The sequence below is a fragment of the Streptomyces sp. enrichment culture genome (assembly GCF_964272895.1).
In the GTDB taxonomy this organism is placed as follows: domain Bacteria; phylum Actinomycetota; class Actinomycetes; order Streptomycetales; family Streptomycetaceae; genus Streptomyces.
Window position 1 is genome coordinate 1043565 of the sequence record NZ_OZ186832.1, and the last position, 18905, is coordinate 1062469.

23 protein-coding genes and 1 riboswitch are annotated in these 18905 nt (G+C 73.5%); of the genes, 11 read left to right on the top strand and 12 right to left on the bottom strand.

The features are described 5' to 3' along the window. Positions 1–51: 51 nt before the first annotated feature. From ACSU6M_RS04650 to ACSU6M_RS04680, 7 genes are all read right to left on the bottom strand, one after another. Positions 52–819: an urease accessory protein UreD gene (locus ACSU6M_RS04650; RefSeq protein ID WP_437067290.1), complete on the bottom strand. Its 768-nt coding sequence runs from the start codon at positions 817–819 to the stop codon at positions 52–54. Further along, the gene (ureG, locus tag ACSU6M_RS04655; protein WP_437067292.1) at positions 816–1499 is read right to left on the bottom strand and encodes an urease accessory protein UreG; all 684 of its coding nucleotides are present in this window, start codon (positions 1497–1499) and stop codon (positions 816–818) included. Before ureG ends, ACSU6M_RS04650 begins: the two co-directional genes overlap by 4 nt. Before the next feature lie 205 nt (positions 1500–1704). Further along, entirely contained in the window at positions 1705–2379 is a 675-nt protein-coding gene (locus ACSU6M_RS04660; protein ID WP_437067294.1) for an urease accessory protein UreF, read from the bottom strand. Further along, entirely contained in the window at positions 2379–4100 is a 1722-nt protein-coding gene (locus ACSU6M_RS04665; protein WP_437067296.1) for an urease subunit alpha, read from the bottom strand. Before ACSU6M_RS04665 ends, ACSU6M_RS04660 begins: the two co-directional genes overlap by 1 nt. After that, on the bottom strand, positions 4093–4404 hold the full coding sequence (locus ACSU6M_RS04670; RefSeq protein ID WP_437067298.1) for an urease subunit beta: 312 nt from the start codon (positions 4402–4404) through the stop codon (positions 4093–4095). Before ACSU6M_RS04670 ends, ACSU6M_RS04665 begins: the two co-directional genes overlap by 8 nt. A gap of 10 nt (positions 4405–4414) precedes the next feature. Beyond that, the gene (locus ACSU6M_RS04675; RefSeq protein ID WP_266394040.1) at positions 4415–4717 is read right to left on the bottom strand and encodes an urease subunit gamma; all 303 of its coding nucleotides are present in this window, start codon (positions 4715–4717) and stop codon (positions 4415–4417) included. Positions 4718–4868: 151 nt separating this feature from the next. Then, positions 4869–5327, bottom strand: coding sequence for a winged helix-turn-helix transcriptional regulator (locus tag ACSU6M_RS04680; RefSeq protein WP_437067300.1), 459 nt, complete (start codon positions 5325–5327; stop codon positions 4869–4871). Between the two features lie 87 nt (positions 5328–5414). Between ACSU6M_RS04680 and ACSU6M_RS04685 the strand changes: the two genes are divergently transcribed. After that, the gene (locus ACSU6M_RS04685; RefSeq protein ID WP_437067302.1) at positions 5415–6635 is read left to right on the top strand and encodes an MFS transporter; all 1221 of its coding nucleotides are present in this window, start codon (positions 5415–5417) and stop codon (positions 6633–6635) included. Positions 6636–6654: 19 nt separating this feature from the next. Here the strand turns inward: ACSU6M_RS04685 and ACSU6M_RS04690 are convergent, their stop codons facing one another. Then, a complete protein-coding gene (locus tag ACSU6M_RS04690) occupies positions 6655–7275 on the bottom strand; it encodes a TetR/AcrR family transcriptional regulator (RefSeq protein WP_437067303.1) in 621 nt (206 codons plus the stop codon). A 122-nt stretch (positions 7276–7397) separates the two neighbouring features. On the opposite strand from ACSU6M_RS04690, the gene ACSU6M_RS04695 reads away from it, so the two are divergent. Next, positions 7398–8396, top strand: coding sequence for an ABC transporter permease (locus ACSU6M_RS04695; protein WP_437067305.1), 999 nt, complete (start codon positions 7398–7400; stop codon positions 8394–8396). 263 nt (positions 8397–8659) lie between these two features. Here the strand turns inward: ACSU6M_RS04695 and ACSU6M_RS04700 are convergent, their stop codons facing one another. Beyond that, on the bottom strand, positions 8660–8938 hold the full coding sequence (locus ACSU6M_RS04700; protein ID WP_437067307.1) for a type II toxin-antitoxin system Phd/YefM family antitoxin: 279 nt from the start codon (positions 8936–8938) through the stop codon (positions 8660–8662). Positions 8939–9009: 71 nt separating this feature from the next. Between ACSU6M_RS04700 and ACSU6M_RS04705 the strand changes: the two genes are divergently transcribed. The 3 genes from ACSU6M_RS04705 to ACSU6M_RS04715 all read left to right on the top strand — a co-directional run bounded on the left by ACSU6M_RS04705 (position 9010) and on the right by ACSU6M_RS04715 (position 10938). After that, entirely contained in the window at positions 9010–9645 is a 636-nt protein-coding gene (locus tag ACSU6M_RS04705) for an ATP-dependent Clp protease proteolytic subunit (RefSeq protein ID WP_437067309.1), read from the top strand. Positions 9646–9652: 7 nt separating this feature from the next. Beyond that, entirely contained in the window at positions 9653–9970 is a 318-nt protein-coding gene (locus ACSU6M_RS04710) for a hypothetical protein (protein WP_437067310.1), read from the top strand. A gap of 304 nt (positions 9971–10274) precedes the next feature. Beyond that, a riboswitch (cyclic di-AMP (ydaO/yuaA leader) is annotated at positions 10275–10461 on the top strand. A 3-nt stretch (positions 10462–10464) separates the two neighbouring features. Next, positions 10465–10938, top strand: coding sequence for a C40 family peptidase (locus ACSU6M_RS04715; protein ID WP_437067312.1), 474 nt, complete (start codon positions 10465–10467; stop codon positions 10936–10938). A 96-nt stretch (positions 10939–11034) separates the two neighbouring features. On the opposite strand, the gene ACSU6M_RS04720 is transcribed toward ACSU6M_RS04715, so the two are convergent. Beyond that, positions 11035–11493 (bottom strand): ATP-binding protein, encoded by a 459-nt coding sequence (locus tag ACSU6M_RS04720; RefSeq protein ID WP_437067314.1) that lies wholly within the window; start codon positions 11491–11493, stop codon positions 11035–11037. A gap of 213 nt (positions 11494–11706) precedes the next feature. On the opposite strand from ACSU6M_RS04720, the gene ACSU6M_RS04725 reads away from it, so the two are divergent. Further along, positions 11707–12576, top strand: a complete 870-nt coding sequence (locus ACSU6M_RS04725; protein ID WP_437067316.1) for a helix-turn-helix domain-containing protein — start codon at positions 11707–11709, stop codon at positions 12574–12576. A gap of 9 nt (positions 12577–12585) precedes the next feature. Beyond that, positions 12586–12795 carry a DUF397 domain-containing protein gene (locus tag ACSU6M_RS04730; RefSeq protein ID WP_437067318.1) on the top strand — a complete coding sequence of 70 codons (210 nt, stop codon included), beginning with the start codon at positions 12586–12588 and terminating at the stop codon, positions 12793–12795. A 72-nt stretch (positions 12796–12867) separates the two neighbouring features. On the opposite strand, the gene ACSU6M_RS04735 is transcribed toward ACSU6M_RS04730, so the two are convergent. Further along, positions 12868–13995 (bottom strand): 8-amino-7-oxononanoate synthase, encoded by a 1128-nt coding sequence (locus tag ACSU6M_RS04735; RefSeq protein WP_437067320.1) that lies wholly within the window; start codon positions 13993–13995, stop codon positions 12868–12870. Positions 13996–14142: 147 nt separating this feature from the next. Here ACSU6M_RS04735 and bioB point away from each other — a divergent pair, with 147 nt between their 5' ends. The 4 genes from bioB to ACSU6M_RS04755 all read left to right on the top strand — a co-directional run bounded on the left by bioB (position 14143) and on the right by ACSU6M_RS04755 (position 18525). Beyond that, positions 14143–15372, top strand: coding sequence for a biotin synthase BioB (gene bioB, locus ACSU6M_RS04740; protein ID WP_437067322.1), 1230 nt, complete (start codon positions 14143–14145; stop codon positions 15370–15372). Continuing rightward, entirely contained in the window at positions 15365–16645 is a 1281-nt protein-coding gene (locus ACSU6M_RS04745) for an adenosylmethionine--8-amino-7-oxononanoate transaminase (RefSeq protein ID WP_437067323.1), read from the top strand. The genes bioB and ACSU6M_RS04745 overlap by 8 nt, the downstream gene beginning before the upstream one ends. Next, positions 16642–17394, top strand: a complete 753-nt coding sequence (gene bioD / locus ACSU6M_RS04750; RefSeq protein ID WP_437067324.1) for a dethiobiotin synthase — start codon at positions 16642–16644, stop codon at positions 17392–17394. The genes ACSU6M_RS04745 and bioD overlap by 4 nt, the downstream gene beginning before the upstream one ends. A gap of 441 nt (positions 17395–17835) precedes the next feature. Next, the gene (locus ACSU6M_RS04755) at positions 17836–18525 is read left to right on the top strand and encodes a class I SAM-dependent methyltransferase (RefSeq protein ID WP_437067325.1); all 690 of its coding nucleotides are present in this window, start codon (positions 17836–17838) and stop codon (positions 18523–18525) included. On the opposite strand, the gene ACSU6M_RS04760 is transcribed toward ACSU6M_RS04755, so the two are convergent. Next, a complete protein-coding gene (locus ACSU6M_RS04760) occupies positions 18522–18902 on the bottom strand; it encodes a fic family toxin-antitoxin system, toxin component (RefSeq protein WP_437067326.1) in 381 nt (126 codons plus the stop codon). The genes ACSU6M_RS04755 and ACSU6M_RS04760 overlap by 4 nt on opposite strands. Positions 18903–18905 lie beyond the last annotated feature (3 nt).

Genomic DNA, 18905 nt, shown 5'->3' on the forward strand with positions numbered 1-18905 from the left:
AGGGGTGGCCGGTCTTCTTTGCCAATCCGATAACCGGGACACGGATTCCGGTCAGCGGTACGCGTGCTCCAGCCGTTCCAGCCCCTCCTCCAGCGCCCGGCGCAGCCGCAGGGCGTCCGGGGCGACGGCGCTGATCAGCGCGGCCGGCCCGGCGAGCGGCAGCAGGAACGCGCCTTCGCCCAGCCCTTGCGCCGGCACCGGCCGACCGTCGAATTCCGGCCGTACGACGACCAGTTGCCCCACCGCACGCCGCCCCCCGAGCACGGCCGGACCGTCCCACCCGCCGGGCGCCCCCGGCCCGCAGGCGAGCTCCTGGTCGAGCACCGTGCGCCCGGCGACGCGCACCGTGAGACGGCTGGTGAGCGTGCCGGGTTCCTCCCCCGCCCGCCCGAGGACCTGCTCCTCGCGCAGCACCAGCCGGGCCGTGGCGGCGAGGTCGGCGCGTGTGGTGACGTACAGGTCGCTGCCGCGGGCGGAGATCAACTGCTCGGGCAGCCAGCGCAGTTCGCCGCCGTCGGCGACGTCGAGCCGTACGTCGTAGCGCGCCTCGCCCTTGCTCTGACCGGGCAGGGCGAGGGTGGCGGCGGCAGACCCGACGCGCAGCCGGGCCTCCTCCCCCACCTGCGCCCGCAGGGCGAGCCGGTCCCCGCCGAGCGGCCCGCTCATGGCGCCGACGAGCAGCACGCTCGCCTCCCCCTGGCCGCTGCCCCGGACCCGCCGCAGCGCCAGCGGCCCCTCGCCCTCCAGCACGGGCAAGGACGTGCCGCCCCGCCCGTCGGCGCGTGCGGCGATCCGCGCCGTGGCCCGCACCCCGCTCATCCGCGGCCCCGCCAGGCAGCGAGCCGGTCCCGCACCCAGGCGGCGACCTCACCGACGCCCGCCTCGCTCCGCAGCGACTGGAGGACGACGGGCAGGTCGCGCCGCTGGGCCTCGGCATCGGCGGCCATGCGGGCCAGGTCCGAGCCGACGTACGGCGCGAGGTCGGTCTTGTTGACGACGAGCAGGTCGGCGGTGGTCACGCCGGGTCCGCCCTTGCGGGGGATGTCGTCGCCGCCGGCCACGTCGATGACGAAGATCTGCGCGTCCACCAGCCCCTTGGAGAAGGTGGCGGTGAGGTTGTCCCCGCCGGACTCCACGAGGATCAGGTCCAGCGGTCCGACCTCGTCCTCCAGGTCCTCCACCGCCTCCAGGTTGGCGGAGATGTCGTCCCGGATCGCGGTGTGCGGACAGGCACCCGTCTCCACGGCGGCGATCCGCTCGGGCGGCAGCACGGCCTCGCGGAGCAGGAACTCGGCGTCCTCGCGGGTGTAGATGTCATTGGTGACGACGGCCAGGGACAGCTCGTCCCGCAGGGCCCGGCACAGCGCCGCGACGGTGGCGGTCTTGCCGGACCCGACGGGCCCGCCCAGCCCGATCCGCAGGGCGCGGCGGGACCCGTCGGGACGGTGGGCGTCGGCGCTGAGGGCGGCGGGGCCGGGGTGGGAGTGGTCCAGGTGCATGGCGGCTCCTCTTTCTTGCAGTGCCGATCCGGCGGCCTCGGCGGTGCCGTGCTCGGCTGTCTCACGATTGCTCGCCCGGCGGTCTCGCGGCGGGTCTCCTCGGCCGAGCCGGGCGACTCGGCGAAGGGGCGCAGCCCCTGGGGAGGGGAACGGGCAGGGGCGGCGGGGGCGGGAAATCCCGCAGGGGCGGCGGGGCGGGAAATCCTCAGGACGCGAACAACCGCACGGCCCACCCCGCGTGCGCCTCCGCCGAGATCTCCGTCAGCGGCGCCGACGCGGCGGGCAGCGCCTCGACGCCCTCGCCGACCGCACTGCGGGCCGCCTCCACCGCCCGGTCCGCGACGCGGTCCAGCTCCGGGGCGAGCCGGGCCAGCACGGCGGTCGCCCGGAAGGGGTCGAGGCCGAGCAGCCGTACGACCGCGGTCGCCGGGCCGCTCACACTCTCGTACGCCGCACAGTGCGCCGCGTCGAGCGCCTCCAGCCCGGCCGCGCGGGCCACGCACCCGAGCACCACCGGCTGATGCGCCCCCTTGGGAAACCGCCCCGCCAGGGTCTCGAGCTCCGGTGACGGCCAGGTCGCCCGCGCCGCGCGCAGCAGCTGCCGTCCCAGCTTCCGCGCGGTGACCCGCAGGGCGGGCGACGGCGTCCGCGCGTCGGCGGCCGCGTCCAGCTCCCCCGCGTCCAGGCCCAGCGCGGCCGCCGCGGCGAGGGCCGCCGAGACCAGCCCGGTCGTGTGCAGCCGCCCCCGGCAGTACTCCTCCAGGCTCGCCGCGTCCGTGACGCGCCCGGCCTCGACGGCCGCCTCGGCACCGCCGGAGTGCGCGTGCCCTCCGGCGGGGAAGCGGCCGTCGGCCAGGACCAGTAGCGCAGCCCTGGACATCAGAAGAGGAAGTAACGCTGGGCGAGGGGCAGTTCGGCCGCAGGGGTGGCCTCGACGAGGTCGCCGTCGATGCGTACGGCGAAACTGTCGGGGTCGATGTCCACCCGCGGCCGCGCGTCGTTCTCCCGCATGTCCGCCTTGGTCACGGCCCGTGTGGACTCGATCGCCACGAACCGCTTGCCGAGCCCGAGCCGTTCGGGGAGCCCGTCCGCAAGGGCGAGCGGTGCCACGAAGTTGACGGAGTTGGCCGCGGGGGCGCGGCCGATCGCCCCGTACATCGGGCGCGGCAGGATCGGCTGCGGGGTGGGGATGGAGGCGTTGGCGTCGCCCATCTGCGCGTAGGCGATCTGGCCGCTCTTCAGGACGAGCTGCGGTTTGACGCCGAAGAACGCCGGGTCCCACAGCACGAGGTCGGCGAGCTTGCCGGTCTCCACCGAGCCGATCTCACGGGCGAGCCCCTGGGCGAGCGCGGGGTTGATCGTGTACTTGGCGACATAGCGCCGGACGCGGCGGTTGTCCGCGCGCCCGTCGCCCGGCAGCGCTCCCCGCCGCCGCTTCATCACATGCGCGGTCTGCCAGGTCCGCATGATCACCTCTCCGACGCGGCCCATGGCCTGGGAGTCGGAGGAGATGATCGAGATGGCGCCGAGGTCGTGCAGGATGTCCTCGGCGCCGATGGTCGAGGGGCGGATCCGGGACTCGGCGAAGGCGAGGTCCTCGGGGACGGCCGGGTTGAGGTGGTGGCAGACCATCAGCATGTCGAGGTGCTCCTCGACGGTGTTGAGGGTGAACGGCCGGGTCGGGTTGGTGGAGCTGGGCAGGACGTGCGGCTCGGAGACCACGCTCATGATGTCCGGCGCGTGGCCGCCGCCCGCACCCTCGGTGTGGTACGCGTGGATGCCGCGCCCGGCGATCGCGGCGAGGGTGTCACCGACGAAGCCCGCCTCGTTCAATGTGTCCGTGTGGATGGCGACCTGGATGCCCGTGCGGTCGGCGACGGTCAGGGCGGCGTCGATGACGGCCGGGGTGGAGCCCCAGTCCTCGTGCAGTTTCAGGCCGAGGGCGCCGCCGCGGATCTGGGAGAGCATCGCCTCCTGGGAGACGGTGTTGCCCTTGCCCAGCAGACCGACGTTCACCGGGTGGTGCTCCATCGCCTCCAGCATGCGCGCCAGATGCCAGGGGCCTGGCGTGACGGTCGTCGCCTTGGAGCCCTCGGCGGGTCCGGTGCCGCCGCCGACCAGCGTGGTGATCCCGGACGCCAGCGCCTCGTCGGCGATCTGTGGGCAGATGAAGTGGACGTGCGCGTCGATGGCGCCGGCGGTCAGGATGCGCCCGTTGCCCGCGATGACCTCGGTCTCGGGGCCGATCACCAGGTCGGGGTGGACGCCGTCCATGGTGTCGGGGTTGCCGGCCTTGCCGATGCCGGTGATCCGGCCGTCGCGGATGCCGACGTCGGCCTTGATGACGCCCCAGTGGTCGACGATCACGGCGCCGGTGATCACGGTGTCCGGGGTGCCGTCCGCGCGGGTGGCGCGGGACTGGCCCATGGACTCGCGGATGACCTTGCCGCCGCCGAACACCGCCTCGTCACCGGCGTGTCCGGGGCCGCCGCAGCGGTCCTCCTCGATCTCGATCAGCAGATCGGTGTCGGCGAGCCGGACGCGGTCGCCGGTGGTCGGGCCGAACAGGTCGGCGTAGGCGGCGCGGGAGAGCTCAGGCATCGAGGGCACCTCCGGTCTCCCCGCGCAGGCCGGGCACCACACGAGCGCCGGCCAGCGGCACCAGCTCGACCTCGACCGGGATGCCGGGCTCGAAGCGTACGGCCGTTCCGGCGGCGACGTTCAGCCGCTTGCCGCGGGCGGCGGCGCGGTCGAAGTCCAGGCCGGGGTTGGCTTCCGCGAAGTGGTAGTGGGAGCCGACCTGCACGGGCCGGTCGGCGGCGTTGAGGACGGTCAGCCGGGTGACCTCACGGCCCTCGTTGCACACGATCGCGTCGTCCGCGAACAGGATCTCGCCGGGGATCATCGCCGCCCCCTCACACGATCGGGTCGTGGACGGTGACGAGCTTGGTGCCGTCCGGGAAGGTGGCCTCGACCTGGACGTCGTGGATCATCTCCGGGATGCCGTCCATGACGTCGTCGCGGGTCAGCAGCTTGCGCCCGGAGGCCATCAGCTCGGCGACGGTGCGTCCGTCCCGAGCGCCCTCCAGGATGTGGGAGGTGATGAGGGCGACGGCCTCGGGGTGGTTCAGCTTCAGACCGCGGGCCCGGCGCTTCTCGGCGACGTCGGCCGCGACATGGATCAGCAGCCTCTCCTGCTCGTGCGGGGTCAGTTGCACGTCCCACCTCACCTCTTCGCTCCGGACCGTGCGGGGTCCGGTTGCCGCTGCCACGGGGCAACGTGCCTGGTGGCGTGGTGGGGCAGGCTAGTTGGGCCGCGTTTCGCGCACGTTAACCAAGCTGTGCGGGCGCAACGGGGCCCCCTTCCCCCTACCGGGCCCTGCGCACTCGGGTGGAGTCGGTGTCCAGCGGTGTGCCGTCGGCGCCGGCCGGCACCAGCTCCGGCACCGGGGTGCCGTGCTCGTCGACGAGGACGGAGTGGGCCTCGCCGGGCGCGAAGGCGTGCCGTTCTCCCCACTGGCGCAGGGTGACGATGACGGGGAACAGGGCACGGCCGGCGTCGGTGAGCACGTACTCCTGGCGGCGGCCCGAGGGCGCGGGGCGCTGGGCGAGGAGCCCGTGGGCGGTCAGCTTGCGCAGGCGGTCGGCGAGGATGTTGCGCGCGATGCCGGTCCGGCGCTGGAACTCGGTGAACGACCGCGCCCCGTCCATCGCGTCACGGACGACCAGAAGGCTCCATCTGTCGCCGACCAGGTCGAGCGTGCGGGCGACGGGGCAGTCCGGGTCGGTCCAGTCGACGTCCGGTGCGCCCGCGCTGGCGCGTTCCATGACACCTCCCTATGAGTTGCGGATTGAAACCATCATGCCGTACCGTCAAATTGGTTGCAATCTGCTACTGATCGAGCGGGGGGTGCGATGAACGGATGGCGGCGGTCACTGCTCGCGGTGGTGTGCGGTGTCGCGGTGGCGAGCGTCTATGCCGCACAGCCGGTGCTGGAGCCGATGGGCCGCGATCTCGGTGTCTCGGCGGAGCTCGCCGGGTGGATCGTGGCCACCGGTCAGTTCGGGTATCTGGCGGGGCTCGTGCTGCTGGTGCCGCTCGGCGACGTGGTCGACAGGCGCCGGCTGATCGCCGCGCATCTGGCGGTCACCGCGGCGGGGCTGGCCCTGACGGCCTCGGCGTCGGCCGCGTGGGCGGCCTTCGCGGGACTGGCGACGGCCGGGGCGTTCGCGGTCGTGGTGCAGACGGCGGTGGCCTATGCCGCGTCGGTGTCGCCGCCTTCCGAGCGCGGCCGGAACATCGGCGTCGTGACCTCGGGTGTCGTGGTCGGCATCCTGGGCGCCCGGGTCGTCACCGGCACGCTCGCCGACGCCTGGGGCTGGCGCAGTGTCTACGCGGTGCTCGCGGCGCTGTCGCTGGGGCTGGCGGCGCTCGCCCTCCTCGCGCTTCCGCCGGCGGAACGCCCCGGTCCGCGCCCGCGGTACGGGCAGGTCGTGGTCTCGCTCGGGGCCCTGTTCGGGCAGCGCGTCTTCCTGACGCGCGGGCTCGTCGCGTTCTTCCTGTTCGCCTCGTTCGGGACCCTGTGGAGCGGGCTGTCCCTGCCGCTGGCGGCGGCGCCGTGGCAGTTGAGCGAGAGCCGGATCGGGCTGTTCGGCGTCGCCGGGCTCGCCGGCGCACTCGGCGCGGCCCGCGCGGGACGCTGGGCGGACGCGGGCCGGGCGACCCCGGTGACCGGTCTGGCGCTCGCGCTGCTCGTCGTCTCATGGGCGGCGGTCGCGCAGCTGCCGTGGTCGCTGTGGCTCCTCGCCGCCGGCATCGTGGCGCTTGACCTCGCCGTCCAGGCCGTGCACGTGAGCAACCAGCATGTGCTCACGGCCGCGTTCGCGGACCGCGTCAGCAGCGTCATCGGCGGCTACATGGTGTTCTACTCACTCGGCTCCGCGCTCGGCGCGGCGGCGACCACCGCGGCCTTCACCGCCTACGGCTGGGCGGGCTCCAGCCTCCTGGGGGCCGGGTTCGCGGTGTGCGCGCTGGCGGTCTGGGCGGCGGATGGGCGGACGCCCCGCGTCGGCGCGGCCCCGCGCCCGGAGGCCGGCGGACGCGCCCGTGCCGCGGACCCGGCACGCCCGCGCTGACGGACCGGGCAGGCGCCGGTCAGCTCCCGTCCGGCATGCTCATCAGGGCGCGCAGACCGTCCCGCAGGATCTCCACCGGGGCGGGGCCGAACAGCGCCTGCTGGGCGATGAAGCCGAGCACGGCGGCGATCATCGTGCGGGCCACATGGTCGGGTTCGACGTCGACGCGCATCCGGCCGGACTTCTGGTAGAGCTCCACGATCCGCGCCCATGCCGCCCGCACCGCGCCGTAGCCCTCGCGCAGCACGCCCGCGAGCTCGTCGTTGCGCGGGATCTCCGACCAGACCTGGACGACCAGGCGCGGGAAGGCGGGCAGGCCGTCGACGACGAGGTTGGCGCGCAGGGCGAGGGTCCGGCTGAGGACGGCGGCCACGAGTGCGTCGGGGTCCGGGGGCGGGCTCTGCTCCGCCGCCGCCTCGAAGGCCGCGCGGACCTCGTCCAGCACCTCCGCGACGATCGCCGCGATCAGCTCCTCCTTCCCGCTGAAGTAGCGGTAGACCGCCCCGGCCGACAGATCGACCTCCTTCAGCACGTCCTGCATCGAGGTGGCGTGGAAGCCGTTGCGGGCGAAGCACAGGGCGGCGCCGTCGAGGATCTGCCGGCGGCGGGCGTCGAGGTGTTCCTGGGATACGCGAGCCATGTCAGCAAGTTAAAACGAACGTTCCTTCTTGACAAGAGCGGGCGCGAGGAGCACGGTGAGGAGAAGGCAAAACGAACGATCCTTCTTTTTAGCGCCACCGAGGTATCCCGGAGGGGAATGCCATGTCCACCACACCCTCACCGCACACCCGCCGTCTGATCGCGGTCGTCGTCCTGGTCCCGCTCGTCACGGCCCTCGCCCTGTGGGCCTTCGCCTGGCCCGCCTCCCGCACCGCGCCCCGCGACCTGCCGATCGCCGTGGCCGGTCCCGGCACCGTCGCGGTCCAGCTGGAGCAGCGGCTGGAGCGGCACGAGGGGGCCTTCGAGATCCACCGGTACGCCGACGAGGCCGCCGCCCGCCGGGCGATCGAGGACCGGACGGTCTACGGCGCCGTCGTGGCCGACGAGCGGGGCCCCGCGGTGCTCACCGCGTCGGCGGCGAGCCCGATGGTCGCGCAGCTGCTCCAGCAGGCGGTCGCCAAGCAGGCACCGGCCGGGAGCACGCCCCGGACCGTCGACGTGGTGGCCGCACCCGCGTCCGACCCGCGCGGTGCCGCGCTCAACGCGAGCGTGCTGCCGCTGACGCTGGCCGGGATCGCGATGGGCGCGCTGGTCACCCTGAGCGGACTGCGGGGGATGCGCGCGGTGGCCGCGCTGGCCGGCGCCGCGGTGCTGGTCGGGCTGGTGGGGGCCGCCCTCGCGCACAGCTGGCTGGAGGCGCTGACCGGGAACTGGTGGGCGGAGGCCGGGGTGCTGGGCCTCGCGGCGCTGGCCGTGGGCGCGGCGGTCGCGGGGCTCGCGGCGCTCGTCGGCCCGGCCGGGGTCGGGATCGCGGCCGGTCTGGTGATGCTGCTGGGCAACCCGTTCTCGGGAGCGGCCTCGGCCCCGCAGATGCTGCCCGAGCCCGCCGGAGCCATCGGCCAGTGGATGCCGCCGGGAGCGGGGACCACGCTGCTCCGCTCGGTGTCCTACTTCGACGGCGCCGCGGCCACCGGCCCCGCCCTGACGCTCGTCTGGTGGGCGGTCGTCGGGCTCGGCGCCGTCCTGCTCGGCAACGCCCTGAAGGCCCGCACGAGCCGATCCGAGCCGGCCGAGGAGCGGCGGCCCGTCTACGCCGGCTGACCGGCGTCCCGCGAACCGGCCGCGCGTCCCCGCTGTAGCGGACGGGGGCGCGCGGTCTTCCCGTACGCGCGCGGACGAGGGTGCAGTCGACGGCCGTTCGATCGTTACGCTCGCCGATCCTCCGTACGCGCGCGGACGAGGGCCGCCGGTTCGCATCGGCCGCCGGCCGCAGGTCACCGGGACCACGCGGCACCGGCCGGGACCGCCGGGCCGGCACGCACCCGCCGAGGCGCGCCCCGCCGGCCGCCCCGAAGGCAAAGGCCCTATGAGGCCCCCGGCCCCCGGTGCTCCGCCGCGATTCCGAAGCGCTGCCGTTCGCGGGGAGCGGACGCGGCCTCGCGGACCGCGGAGACGGCACTGATGACCTGCTCCTCGGCCGGGGCGTCCAGCGCGTCGAGTCGCTCCAGGTCGGCGGCGGAGACCAGGGCGACCAGGGGCTTGCCGTGGCGGGTCACGACGACCCGCTCGCCGCCGTAGACCACGCGGTTGATCAGGTCGGCGAGCTCAGCCCGGGCTTGCGTCACCGGAATCTCGTAGGCCATGCTCACCACATTACGTCATGTACGTCCTGTACATTTTTGACAGAGGCACTCCCGCTGAGGAGGCGTGAGCCATGACCCGACCGTCCGCCCGCCCCGTCCTGCCCGAGTTCACCGAGCGCACCGGCTTCGGGCCGCGCACCCAGGACCCCTTCTCGAAGCTGCTGGAGGAACGGATCGTCCTGCTCGGCGCGCAGATCGACGACACGTCGGCGAACGATGTGACGGCGCAGTTCATGTACCTGGAGCACCGGGAGCCGGACCGGGACATCTCGCTCTACGTCAACTCGCCCGGCGGCTCGTTCAGCGCGATGACGGCGGTCTACGACACGATGCGCTACATCAGCTGTGACGTGGAGACCGTCTGCCTGGGCCGGGCCGGCACGGCCGCCGCGGTGCTGCTCGCGGCCGGCACGCCGGGCAAGCGGTTGGCGCTGCCCGGCGCCCGGATCGTGCTCCACCAGCCCGCGCCGGCCGAGCCGATGGAGGGGCAGGCCGGTGATCTCGCCCTGCGGGTCGAGGAGTTGCTGCGGGTCAGGGCCGGCCTGGAGGAGATGCTGGCCCGGCACACCGGGCGCAGCCGGGACCAGGTGAGCGCGGACATCGAGCGCGAGCGCGTCCTGACCGCCCAGGAGGCGCTGGAGTACGGGCTGGTGGACCAGGTCGTCCCGGACCGCCGGGCCACCCTCGCAGCCCCGGCCGGAGAGTGAGGCGCCGATGCTGCCGCCCGAACTGCCGCCGCTGCCCGCGCTGACCCGCGCCGAGGGCGAGTTGATCGACCGTTATCTGGAGACGGTCGACCTGCTCGGCCGGATCAACCCCGCCCACCACCAGGACACCTACGCGGGACTGCGCGCCGCCCAGGCGCTGGTGCGCAAGGCGGTCGAACTGCGGGACGCGCTGGCGCTGATGCACCAGCGGGGCGAGTCGCAGCTGCACGCGCCCACGCTCGCGCGGGCGCTGCGCGTCCTGGACGGGGAGCGCCGCACGGCGCGCGTCGCGCTGCCGCCGCGCTCCGACGACTTGGCGTCCTGACGGTCTTCTAAACGGACCAAAGGACGTACCCCCGTTCGGCGTAGAAACTCCTCGTCTTGCGGGGCGTCAACACTTGCGCCAGCCGCTCGCCCTCGGGATGGAAGCACGCGCTCCGGTGCTGGTCCGGGACCCTTTGGGGGTCTTGACAGACGCTCATCGATCAAGCTGTCCACCCGATTGGGCGAGTGGTGAGTAACAACACAAATCTTCGGTTGCGTTGGGTTTTTCGGACACATGTGAGTGAAGATCCCTGTCTGACGACAAGCCCCCGCCACCGCGGCGGGGCGGTCCGGGCGGACGCCGAGTCCTGCCGCCGCCCGGATGACCGGTCGACAGGAGTGGATCGGCAGGAGTGGAGGACCCAAGCACGACGGTCCGCCGGAACATCCGTTCCGAGTGGTCCTTGGGGTGAAGCCGCCTTCGGGCGGCCGGGCTACTTCGCCAGCCCGAATCCGACAGGTCATCCTTCACAGGCGGCTGACGAAGGGTTGCGCATGACCGCGCAGAATCGTGTCCCGTCGCTCATGGCCCGTGCCGGTACGGCCTCGGCCCTCACCCTGGCCGCCGTGGGCGGCTCCCTGATGGTTCCGGGCGCCGCCTCCGAGGCGCAGGCCGCCACACCGGCGACGAAGGCGCTCCAGGTCGCGGCCTCCAAGAAGGGCTCGCCCTACAAGTACGGCGCCACCGGCCCCCACCGCTTCGACTGCTCCGGGCTGACGCTCTACTCGTACAAGAAGGCGGGCAAGACCCTGCCGCGCACGGCGGCCCAGCAGTACAACAAGACGCGCCACATCTCCGCCCGCAACCGCAAGGCGGGGGACCTGGTCTTCTTCCACTCGGGCTCGAACGTCTACCACGTGGGCATCTACGCCGGGAAGGGGAGGATCTGGCACGCCCCGAAGACCGGGGACGTCGTCAGGCTCCAGAAGATCTGGACGAGCAAGGTCTGGTACGGACGCGTCAGCTGACCCGCTTCCGGGCGGTGGCGGCCTCCCTGACGGGCCGTCACCGTCCGGAACCGCTTCACCGGCCCCCGTCCGGCGCCCCGGTGCGCCGGCGGGGGCTCACGGCTCCTGTTGGCCCGCCGCGGTCACCGGCCGGACCGGGACGGTCCACGGCAGTTCGATCGCGACCGTCTTGCCGCCCTCGCGGGTGGGCCGCACGCGCAGCCGGCCGCCGCACTCCGCCGTCAGCCAGCGGATGATGACCATGCCGCGGCCGTTGTCCTGCTGCACCGCGGCCGGCAGCCGCTTGGGAAACCTCGGGTGACTGTCGGTGACGCCGATGCGCAGCTGTTCGTCACGCTCCAGGCGCAGGTCCACCGTGAAGGTGGGTGACTGCCCGAAGGTGTGCTGTACGGCGTTGGTGGCCAGTTCGGAGACGATCAGCCGTACGCTGTCGGCCACGTCCGCGCCGGACGGCAGACCCCATTCCTCCAGCGTGCCGATGACGAAGGCACGGGCCGCGCAGACCGAGGCGGGATCGCTCGGCAGAGTGACGGATGCTTCCAGGTGGTCTGCCATGGCGACGTCGTCCCTTTCCCACAGGACCGCGGTCCGACAAGGATCGGAGGGTTCGAGTACGGTCCCGGACTGGTGCTTCGTCCGCCAGACTGCCACCCGTGCGCCGGTCACGGTGCCGATCCACCAAGATATGCATATATCTGTCGCTCGAAGCGGTGAACTCTGCGACGGCAGAGCGTATTCGGGCGGCCCGGAAGGAGTAGGGAGGGGACCATGCAGCACGGTCCCGCGGTACGCCGCCGGAAGCTCGGTGCCGAACTGCGCGCCCTGCGCACCCGCACCGGGCTCACCAGTGGCGAGGCGGCCCGGCTGGTGGGCTGGCACCAGTCGAAAGTGAGCCGTATCGAGACCGGCGCCAGCGGCGTGAAACCGTCCGACGTACGGCTGCTCCTGGACGCCTACCGGGTCTCCGACCCCGAACTGCGCGAACTGCTGCTGATGTTGGCGGGCTCGGACGACGGCATCGGACGCCATCACTGGTGGCACGCCTACCGCGGTGTACTGCCGCCCGCCTACCGGGACTTCATCAGTCTGGAGTCACAGGCCAGCGCGATGCGCACACTGGAGACCTCGGTGGTGCCGGGGCTGCTGCAGACGCCCGAGTACGCCCGCGCGGTGACCCGCGCCGCGGTGCGGGGACTGCGCGACGAGCCGGACGAACGGCTGGACGCGCTGGTGCAGGTGCGGCTGGCCCGGCAGGAGGTGCTGCGGGCGCGGCCCCCGCTGCGGCTGAGCGCGGTGCTGGACGAGGCCGTGCTGCGCCGGGAGGTGGGCGGACCCGAGGTGATGGAGCGGCAGTTGCTGCGGCTGCTGGAGGCGGCGCGGCTGCCCCAGGTGCGGATCCAGGTCCTGCCGTTCTCCGCCGGGGCGCATATCGGCATCACCGGGCCTTTCGTTATCTTCTCATTTCCGCGCACTTCTGATCTGGACGTGGTTGTTCTCGACCACATGACGAGTAGCCTCTACCTCGAACGGAAAGAAGACCTGGAGGCATACGTCGAGGCTTTCAACTCCCTCCAGGCACACGCCCTTTCACCCGAGGAATCGTTGGATCACATCGCCGGGATCGTGGACGGCGCGTAAGGAGGCACCATGACCGCACTGCCTCGGAACGTCCCCGTGAGCCATCTGCTGGACGGTGCGCGATGGCTGCGCAGCAGCTACAGCACGGGAGCCAACAACTGCGTCGAGACGGCCCGGCTGGCCGGCCGGCTCGCCGTGCGCGACTCCAAGAGGCCGGAAGGACCCGCGCTGCTCTTCTCCCCCGAGAGCTGGGCGGGTTTCACGGCCGCATTCCACTGACCGCCGTTCTCGATCCTGCGGATCGACCGATCTGAATCGATCGGCGGTGACTTACGGCCGTGGTACGCCGACTCATGGCCGCGTCTCGCCGATCACCCGTACCGCGCGTTCGATCTGTTCCCCGGAGAGGTCCCCGCGGGCCGTCAGCCGCAGCCGGGAGACGCCGTCGGGCACGGAAGGAGGTCTGAAGCAGCCCACGGCCAGCCCCGCCGCACGGCAGTCGGCCGCCCAGCGCACGGCCTGCTCCGGGGACGGCGCGCGCACCGAGACGACGGCCGCGTCCGGACGTACCGCCTCCAGACCCAGGGCCGTCAGCCGCTCGTACAACTCGCTCGCCACCTCGCGCGCCCGCGCCGCACGCCCCGGCTCGCGGCGCAGCAGGCCCAGGGCCGCGAGCGCCGCGCCCGCCGCCGCGGGCGCGAGGCCGGTGTCGAAGATGAAGGTCCGGGCCGCGTTGACCAGGTGGTCGATCACCTTGGCGGGACCGAGCACGGCTCCGCCCTGGCTGCCGAGGGACTTGGACAGCGTGAGCGTCACCACGACGTCGTCGGCCCCCGCGAGCCCCGCCGCCTGCGCGGCGCCCCGGCCGCCCTCCCCCAGCACCCCGAGGCCGTGCGCGTCGTCCACCACGAGCCCGGCGCCGTACTCCCGGCAGGCCCCGGCGAGGGCGGCCAGCGGGGCCGCGTCGCCGTCGACCGAGAACACCGTGTCGGACACCGCGACGGCGGGCCCCTCATGGCCGGCCAGCGCCTTGCGGACGGCGTCGGGGTCGGCGTGCCCGACGACCTGGGTCGTGCCCCGGGCCAGCCGGCAGCCGTCGATGAGCGAGGCGTGGTTGCCCGCGTCGGAGACGATCAGCGAGCCGTGCGGGGCGAGCGCGGTGACCGCGGCGAGATTGGCGGCGTAGCCGGAGGAGAAGACCAGGGCCGCCTCGAAGCCGCAGAACGCGGCCAGCTCGCGCTCCAGCGCCGTGTGCAGCTCCGTGGTGCCGGTGACCAGACGGGACCCGGTCGCCCCGCCGCCCCAGAGCTCGGCCGCCTCCCGCGCCCCCGCGATCACCTCGGGGTGCCGGGCCAGCCCCAGGTAGTCGTTGCTCGCGAGGTCCAGCAGCGGCGAGTCGGCGGGCCGGGGGCGCAGGGTCCGTACGAGTCCGGCGCGGCGGCGCAGCTCAGCGGACTCGTCGATCCAGCCGAACGCCATGGGTCCTCCGGAAGATGTGTAGGCGGCGCACAGACACTAACCGCACTGACCGTCACCCAGGGTGTGGCAATACCCACACACCGAAGGGCCTTCGTTGTGCGAAGTCACATTGGCCCGGGGTACATCCGTACGACAGGATCGGCTCTCATGGATCTGCTGAACACGCTGGTGGACAAGGGGCTTCGGCGCGAGCTGCCGACCCGCGAGGAAGCGCTCGCCGTGCTGGCCACGTCGGACGACGACCTGCTCGACGTGGTGGCCGCGGCCGGAAAGGTGCGCCGCCACTGGTTCGGGCGGCGCGTGAAACTGAACTACCTGGTCAACCTGAAGTCCGGGCTGTGTCCCGAGGACTGCTCCTACTGCTCCCAGCGGCTGGGGTCGAAGGCCGAGATCCTCAAGTACACCTGGCTCAAGCCGGACGAGGCGTCCAAGGCGGCCGCCGCGGGGCTCGCCGGGGGCGCCAAGCGCGTCTGCCTGGTGGCCAGCGGGCGCGGTCCGACCGACCGCGACGTGGACCGGGTGTCGGAGACGATCAAGACGATCAAGGAGCAGAACGAGGGCGTCGAGGTGTGCGCGTGCCTCGGTCTGCTCTCCGACGGCCAGGCCGAGCGGCTGCGCGAGGCGGGCGCCGACGCCTACAACCACAACCTCAACACGTCCGAGGGGACGTACGGGGACATCACGACCACCCACACCTACGCCGACCGCGTCGACACCGTGCAGAAGGCGCACTCGGCGGGTCTGTCGGCCTGCTCCGGTCTGATCGCGGGCATGGGCGAGAGCGACCAGGACCTGGTCGACGTCGTGTTCGCGCTGCGCGAGCTGGACCCGGACTCGGTGCCGGTGAACTTCCTGATCCCCTTCGAGGGCACGCCGCTGGCCAAGGAGTGGAACCTCACCCCGCAGCGGTGCCTGCGCATCCTGGCGATGGTCCGGTTCGTCTGCCCGGACGTCGAGGTGCGGATCGCGGGCGGCCGTGAGGTGCATCTGCGCACGATGCAGCCGCTGGCGCTGCACCTGGCCAACTCGATCTTCCTCGGTGACTACCTCACCAGTGAGGGGCAGGCGGGCAAGGCCGATCTGGAGATGATCGCGGATGCCGGCTTCGAGGTGGAGGGCGCCGGGGAGGTCACCCTGCCGGAGCACCGGGCGGCGGCGGGCGGCGGGTGCGGGTCCCACGCGTCCGCGGGCGGCTGCGGTTCGCACGAGGCCGCCGGTGGATGCGGTGCGCACGAGGCCGCCGGTGGCTGCGGCTCCGAGGCGGGCGGCGGGGTGTGCGGTACGGCCGCTCCCGTGCCGGCCGCCCACGAGCCGCGCCCGGACCTGGTCGCCGTACGCCGTCGTGGTGCCGGCACGGACCTCGCGCCCAATGCCTGAGCTGAGCGTGCCCGAGCTGCTGGACCTGGACCGGCGGCACGTCTGGCACCCCTACGGACCGATGCCCGGCACGGCGGAGCCGCTGGTCGTGGAGTCGGCGAGCGGGGTCAGGCTGCGGCTGGCGGACGGCTCGGGCGAGCTGGTCGACGGCATGTCGTCCTGGTGGGCGGCGATCCACGGCTACCGCCACCCGGTGCTGGACGAGGCCGTGCAGGAGCAGCTCGGGCGGATGAGCCATGTGATGTTCGGCGGGCTGACGCACGAGCCCGCCGTGCGACTGGCGAAGCGACTTGTCGATATGTCGCCCGACGGCCTGGAGCATGTGTTCCTCTCCGACTCCGGCTCGGTGTCGGTCGAGGTCGCGGTGAAGATGTGCCTGCAGTACTGGCGCTCGCTGGGCCGTCCGGAGAAGCGGCGGATGCTGACCTGGCGGGGCGGCTACCACGGGGACACCTGGCAGCCGATGGCCGTCTGCGACCCGGACGGCGGCATGCACGCCCTGTGGTCGGGCGTGCTGCCCCGGCAGGTGTTCGTGGACGCGCCGCCCGCCGGGTTCGAGGAGTCCTACGCCGAACTGCTGCGCTCGGCGATCGCGGAGCACGCCCATGAGCTGGCCGCGGTGATCGTGGAGCCGGTGGTGCAGGGTGCGGGCGGGATGCGGTTCCACTCCCCCGCGTATCTGCGGGTGCTGCGGGAGGCGTGTGACGCGCACGACGTGCTGCTGGTGTTCGACGAGATCGCGACCGGCTTCGGGCGTACGGGCGCGCTGTTCGCCGCCGACCACGCGGCCGTGACGCCCGATGTGATGTGTCTGGGCAAGGCGCTGACCGGCGGTTATCTCAGCATGGCGGCCACGCTGTGCACGCCTCGGGTGGCGGACGGGATCTCGCGGGGCGAGGTGCCGGTGCTGGCGCACGGGCCGACGTTCATGGGCAACCCGCTGGCCTCCGCGGTGGCCTGTGCCTCGCTGGAGCTGCTGCTCGGGCAGGACTGGGCCGGTGAGGTCAAGCGGATCGAGGCGGGCCTCGTCGAGGGGCTCGCCCCGGCGGCGGAGCTGCCCGGGGTGCGGGACGTGCGGGTGCTCGGCGCGATCGGGGTGGTCCAGCTCGACCATCCCGTCGACATGGCGGCGGCGACGGCGGCCGCGGTGCGCGAGGGCGTGTGGCTGCGGCCGTTCCGCGATCTGATCTACACGATGCCGCCGTACGTCACCGGTGACGAGGACGTGGCGCGGATCGCGCGGGCGGTGTGCGCCGCCGCGCGCGAAGGATGAACGGAGAGAGGCACAACATGCCGGTCCTGGTGATCACGGGCACGGGCACGGAGGTCGGCAAGACCGTCACGACCGCCGCGGTGGCCGCCGCGGCGCTCGCGGCCGGGCGGTCGGTGGCCGTGCTGAAGGCCGCGCAGACGGGCGTACGGCCGGACGAGCGGGGGGACGCCGACGAGGTGGCGCGGCTCGCGGGCGCGGTGACGACGGCGGAGCCGGCCCGCTATCCCGAGCCGCTGGCCCCGGCGACGGCCGCGCGGCGGGCGGGGCGCGCTCCGGTGCGGCCGTCGCAGGTCGCGGACGCGGCCGCCAAGCTGGCCACCGAGCACGACCTGGTGCTGGTGGAGGGCGCGGGCGGGCTGCTGGTGCGGTTCGACGACGAGGGCGGCACGCTGGCGGACGCGGCGCAGCTGCTGGGCGCGCCGGTGCTGGTGGTCGCCTCGGCGGGTCTGGGCACGCTGAACACCACCGAGCTGACGGCGCGTGAACTGCGGCGCCGTGGCCTGGAGATGGCCGGCGTGGTCATCGGCAGCTGGCCCGAGGACGCCGATCTGGCGTCCCGCTGCAATCTCGCGGACCTGCCGGAGGTGTCCGCCGCCCCGCTGATCGGCGCCCTGCCCGCGGGCGCGGGCTCCCTCGCGCCGGACCGCTTCCGGGCCTCGGCGCCGGGGTGGCTGGCACCGGGGCTGGACGGGACGTGGGACGCGTCCGCGTTCCGGGAGCGGTGGGCGGCGCCGGCCTTCGGGGCGTAGCGGCGGGGCGGTGCCCTGCGGGGCGTAGAAGCGGTGGTGTCCCGCGGGGCGCAGGAGCGGGGCCGTGTCCTGCGGGGTGCAGGAGCGGTGCCGTGTCCCGCGGGGTGCGGGAGCGGTGCCGTGTCCCGCGGGGTGCGGGAGCGGTGCCGTGTCCTACGAGCGTTGGAGCGGGTCCGTGTCCCGCGGGGCGTAGAAGCGGTGCCGCGTCCTGCGGGGCGCAGGAGCGGTGCCGTGTCCTACGAGCGTTGGAGCCTGGCCGTGTCCCGCGGAGCGCAGAAGCGGGGCCGTGTCCCGCGGGGTGCGGGAGCGGTGCCGTGTCCTACGAGCGTTGGAGCGGGGCCGTGTCCCGCGGGGCGTAGCGCGGCCGGTCGCGGGGGTGGGTGCGGGCGGGGGTGGCGGGGCAGAATCGGCGTAAGGCCCGTCCTCGCAAGGAGGTCCGCCATGCCGCTGTGGTCCGCCGCCGTCGGGAGACCGGCGCGGGATCCCGTGCACCACCCGCTCTTCGCCCGCTGGTACGCCCGGGTCAGCGTGGCCGCCGAGACCCGGATGGGCCTGGCGGGGGTACGCGACCGGCTGCTGTCCGGGCTGTCCGGACGGGTGCTTGAGGTGGGTGCGGGCAACGGGCTGAACTTCGCGCACTACCCCGGCACCGTCGCGGAGGTGGTCGCCATCGAGCCGGAGCGGCTGCTGCGCCGCATGGCGGTGGAGGCGGCGCTGCGCGCGGAGGTGCCGGTCGATGTCGTGCCGGGTGCGGCGGAGGCGCTGCCGGTCAAGAGCGAGGCGTTCGACGCGGTCGTGCTGTCGCTGGTGCTGTGCAGTGTGCGGGACGTGCCGCGGGCCCTCGGCGAGGTGCGGCGGGTGCTCAAGCCGGGCGGTGAGGTGCGGTTCTTCGAGCACGGGCGGGGCGGCGGCCAGGTGATGCGGGCCGCCCAGCGCGCCCTGGACCTCACCGTCTGGCCCCGGCTCAACGGCGGCTGCCATGTGGGCCGCGACCCGGTGGCCGCGCTGCGGGACGCCGGGTTCGCACTCGGGCCGTACCGCAGCCTGCTGATGCCGGAGAAGGGGCCCGTGCTGCCGACGTCGTACTGCGCACTGGGCACGGCGTGGCGGCCGGCCCCGGACGCCTCCTAGACCTCGGTGCTCCACTGCCGCAGTTCGTCCGCGATGTCCTGGACGGACGCCTCACCGGTCTTGACCAGGCGGGCGAGGTCGCGGACCTGTTCGGGCGAGGTGACGACCTTCAGGCCGCTGGCGACGAGATAGGCGTAGGCGACGGCACAGGCGAAGAGGGCGTTGGAGCGTTCCAGCGCCGGGCAGTGGATGAGGAGCTGGAGCAGGGCGGCGGCGCGGGCGTGCGGGGTGTCGTAGACGGGGACGTCGAATATCTCGGCCTGATGGCGTGCGACGGCGGCGACGAGCGCACCCCAGTCGGTGACCTGGGGGTCCCCGGGGGTGTTCTGCTCGGCGAGCATGAGCAGCCAGGCGAGATCGATCCTGAGGGTGCTCAACGG

Coding starts and splice junctions, on each gene's coding strand:
- ACSU6M_RS04650 (WP_437067290.1), bottom strand. CDS start 819: ATGAGCGGGGTGCGGGCCACGGCGCGGATCGCCGCACGCGCCGACGGG.
- ureG (WP_437067292.1), bottom strand. CDS start 1,499: ATGCACCTGGACCACTCCCACCCCGGCCCCGCCGCCCTCAGCGCCGAC.
- ACSU6M_RS04660 (WP_437067294.1), bottom strand. CDS start 2,379: ATGTCCAGGGCTGCGCTACTGGTCCTGGCCGACGGCCGCTTCCCCGCC.
- ACSU6M_RS04665 (WP_437067296.1), bottom strand. CDS start 4,100: ATGCCTGAGCTCTCCCGCGCCGCCTACGCCGACCTGTTCGGCCCGACC.
- ACSU6M_RS04670 (WP_437067298.1), bottom strand. CDS start 4,404: ATGATCCCCGGCGAGATCCTGTTCGCGGACGACGCGATCGTGTGCAAC.
- ACSU6M_RS04680 (WP_437067300.1), bottom strand. CDS start 5,327: ATGGAACGCGCCAGCGCGGGCGCACCGGACGTCGACTGGACCGACCCG.
- ACSU6M_RS04685 (WP_437067302.1), top strand. CDS start 5,415: ATGAACGGATGGCGGCGGTCACTGCTCGCGGTGGTGTGCGGTGTCGCG.
- ACSU6M_RS04690 (WP_437067303.1), bottom strand. CDS start 7,275: ATGGCTCGCGTATCCCAGGAACACCTCGACGCCCGCCGCCGGCAGATC.
- ACSU6M_RS04695 (WP_437067305.1), top strand. CDS start 7,398: ATGTCCACCACACCCTCACCGCACACCCGCCGTCTGATCGCGGTCGTC.
- ACSU6M_RS04700 (WP_437067307.1), bottom strand. CDS start 8,938: ATGGCCTACGAGATTCCGGTGACGCAAGCCCGGGCTGAGCTCGCCGAC.
- ACSU6M_RS04705 (WP_437067309.1), top strand. CDS start 9,010: ATGACCCGACCGTCCGCCCGCCCCGTCCTGCCCGAGTTCACCGAGCGC.
- ACSU6M_RS04710 (WP_437067310.1), top strand. CDS start 9,653: ATGCTGCCGCCCGAACTGCCGCCGCTGCCCGCGCTGACCCGCGCCGAG.
- ACSU6M_RS04715 (WP_437067312.1), top strand. CDS start 10,465: ATGACCGCGCAGAATCGTGTCCCGTCGCTCATGGCCCGTGCCGGTACG.
- ACSU6M_RS04720 (WP_437067314.1), bottom strand. CDS start 11,493: ATGGCAGACCACCTGGAAGCATCCGTCACTCTGCCGAGCGATCCCGCC.
- ACSU6M_RS04725 (WP_437067316.1), top strand. CDS start 11,707: ATGCAGCACGGTCCCGCGGTACGCCGCCGGAAGCTCGGTGCCGAACTG.
- ACSU6M_RS04730 (WP_437067318.1), top strand. CDS start 12,586: ATGACCGCACTGCCTCGGAACGTCCCCGTGAGCCATCTGCTGGACGGT.
- ACSU6M_RS04735 (WP_437067320.1), bottom strand. CDS start 13,995: ATGGCGTTCGGCTGGATCGACGAGTCCGCTGAGCTGCGCCGCCGCGCC.
- bioB (WP_437067322.1), top strand. CDS start 14,143: ATGGATCTGCTGAACACGCTGGTGGACAAGGGGCTTCGGCGCGAGCTG.
- ACSU6M_RS04745 (WP_437067323.1), top strand. CDS start 15,365: ATGCCTGAGCTGAGCGTGCCCGAGCTGCTGGACCTGGACCGGCGGCAC.
- bioD (WP_437067324.1), top strand. CDS start 16,642: ATGAACGGAGAGAGGCACAACATGCCGGTCCTGGTGATCACGGGCACG.
- ACSU6M_RS04755 (WP_437067325.1), top strand. CDS start 17,836: ATGCCGCTGTGGTCCGCCGCCGTCGGGAGACCGGCGCGGGATCCCGTG.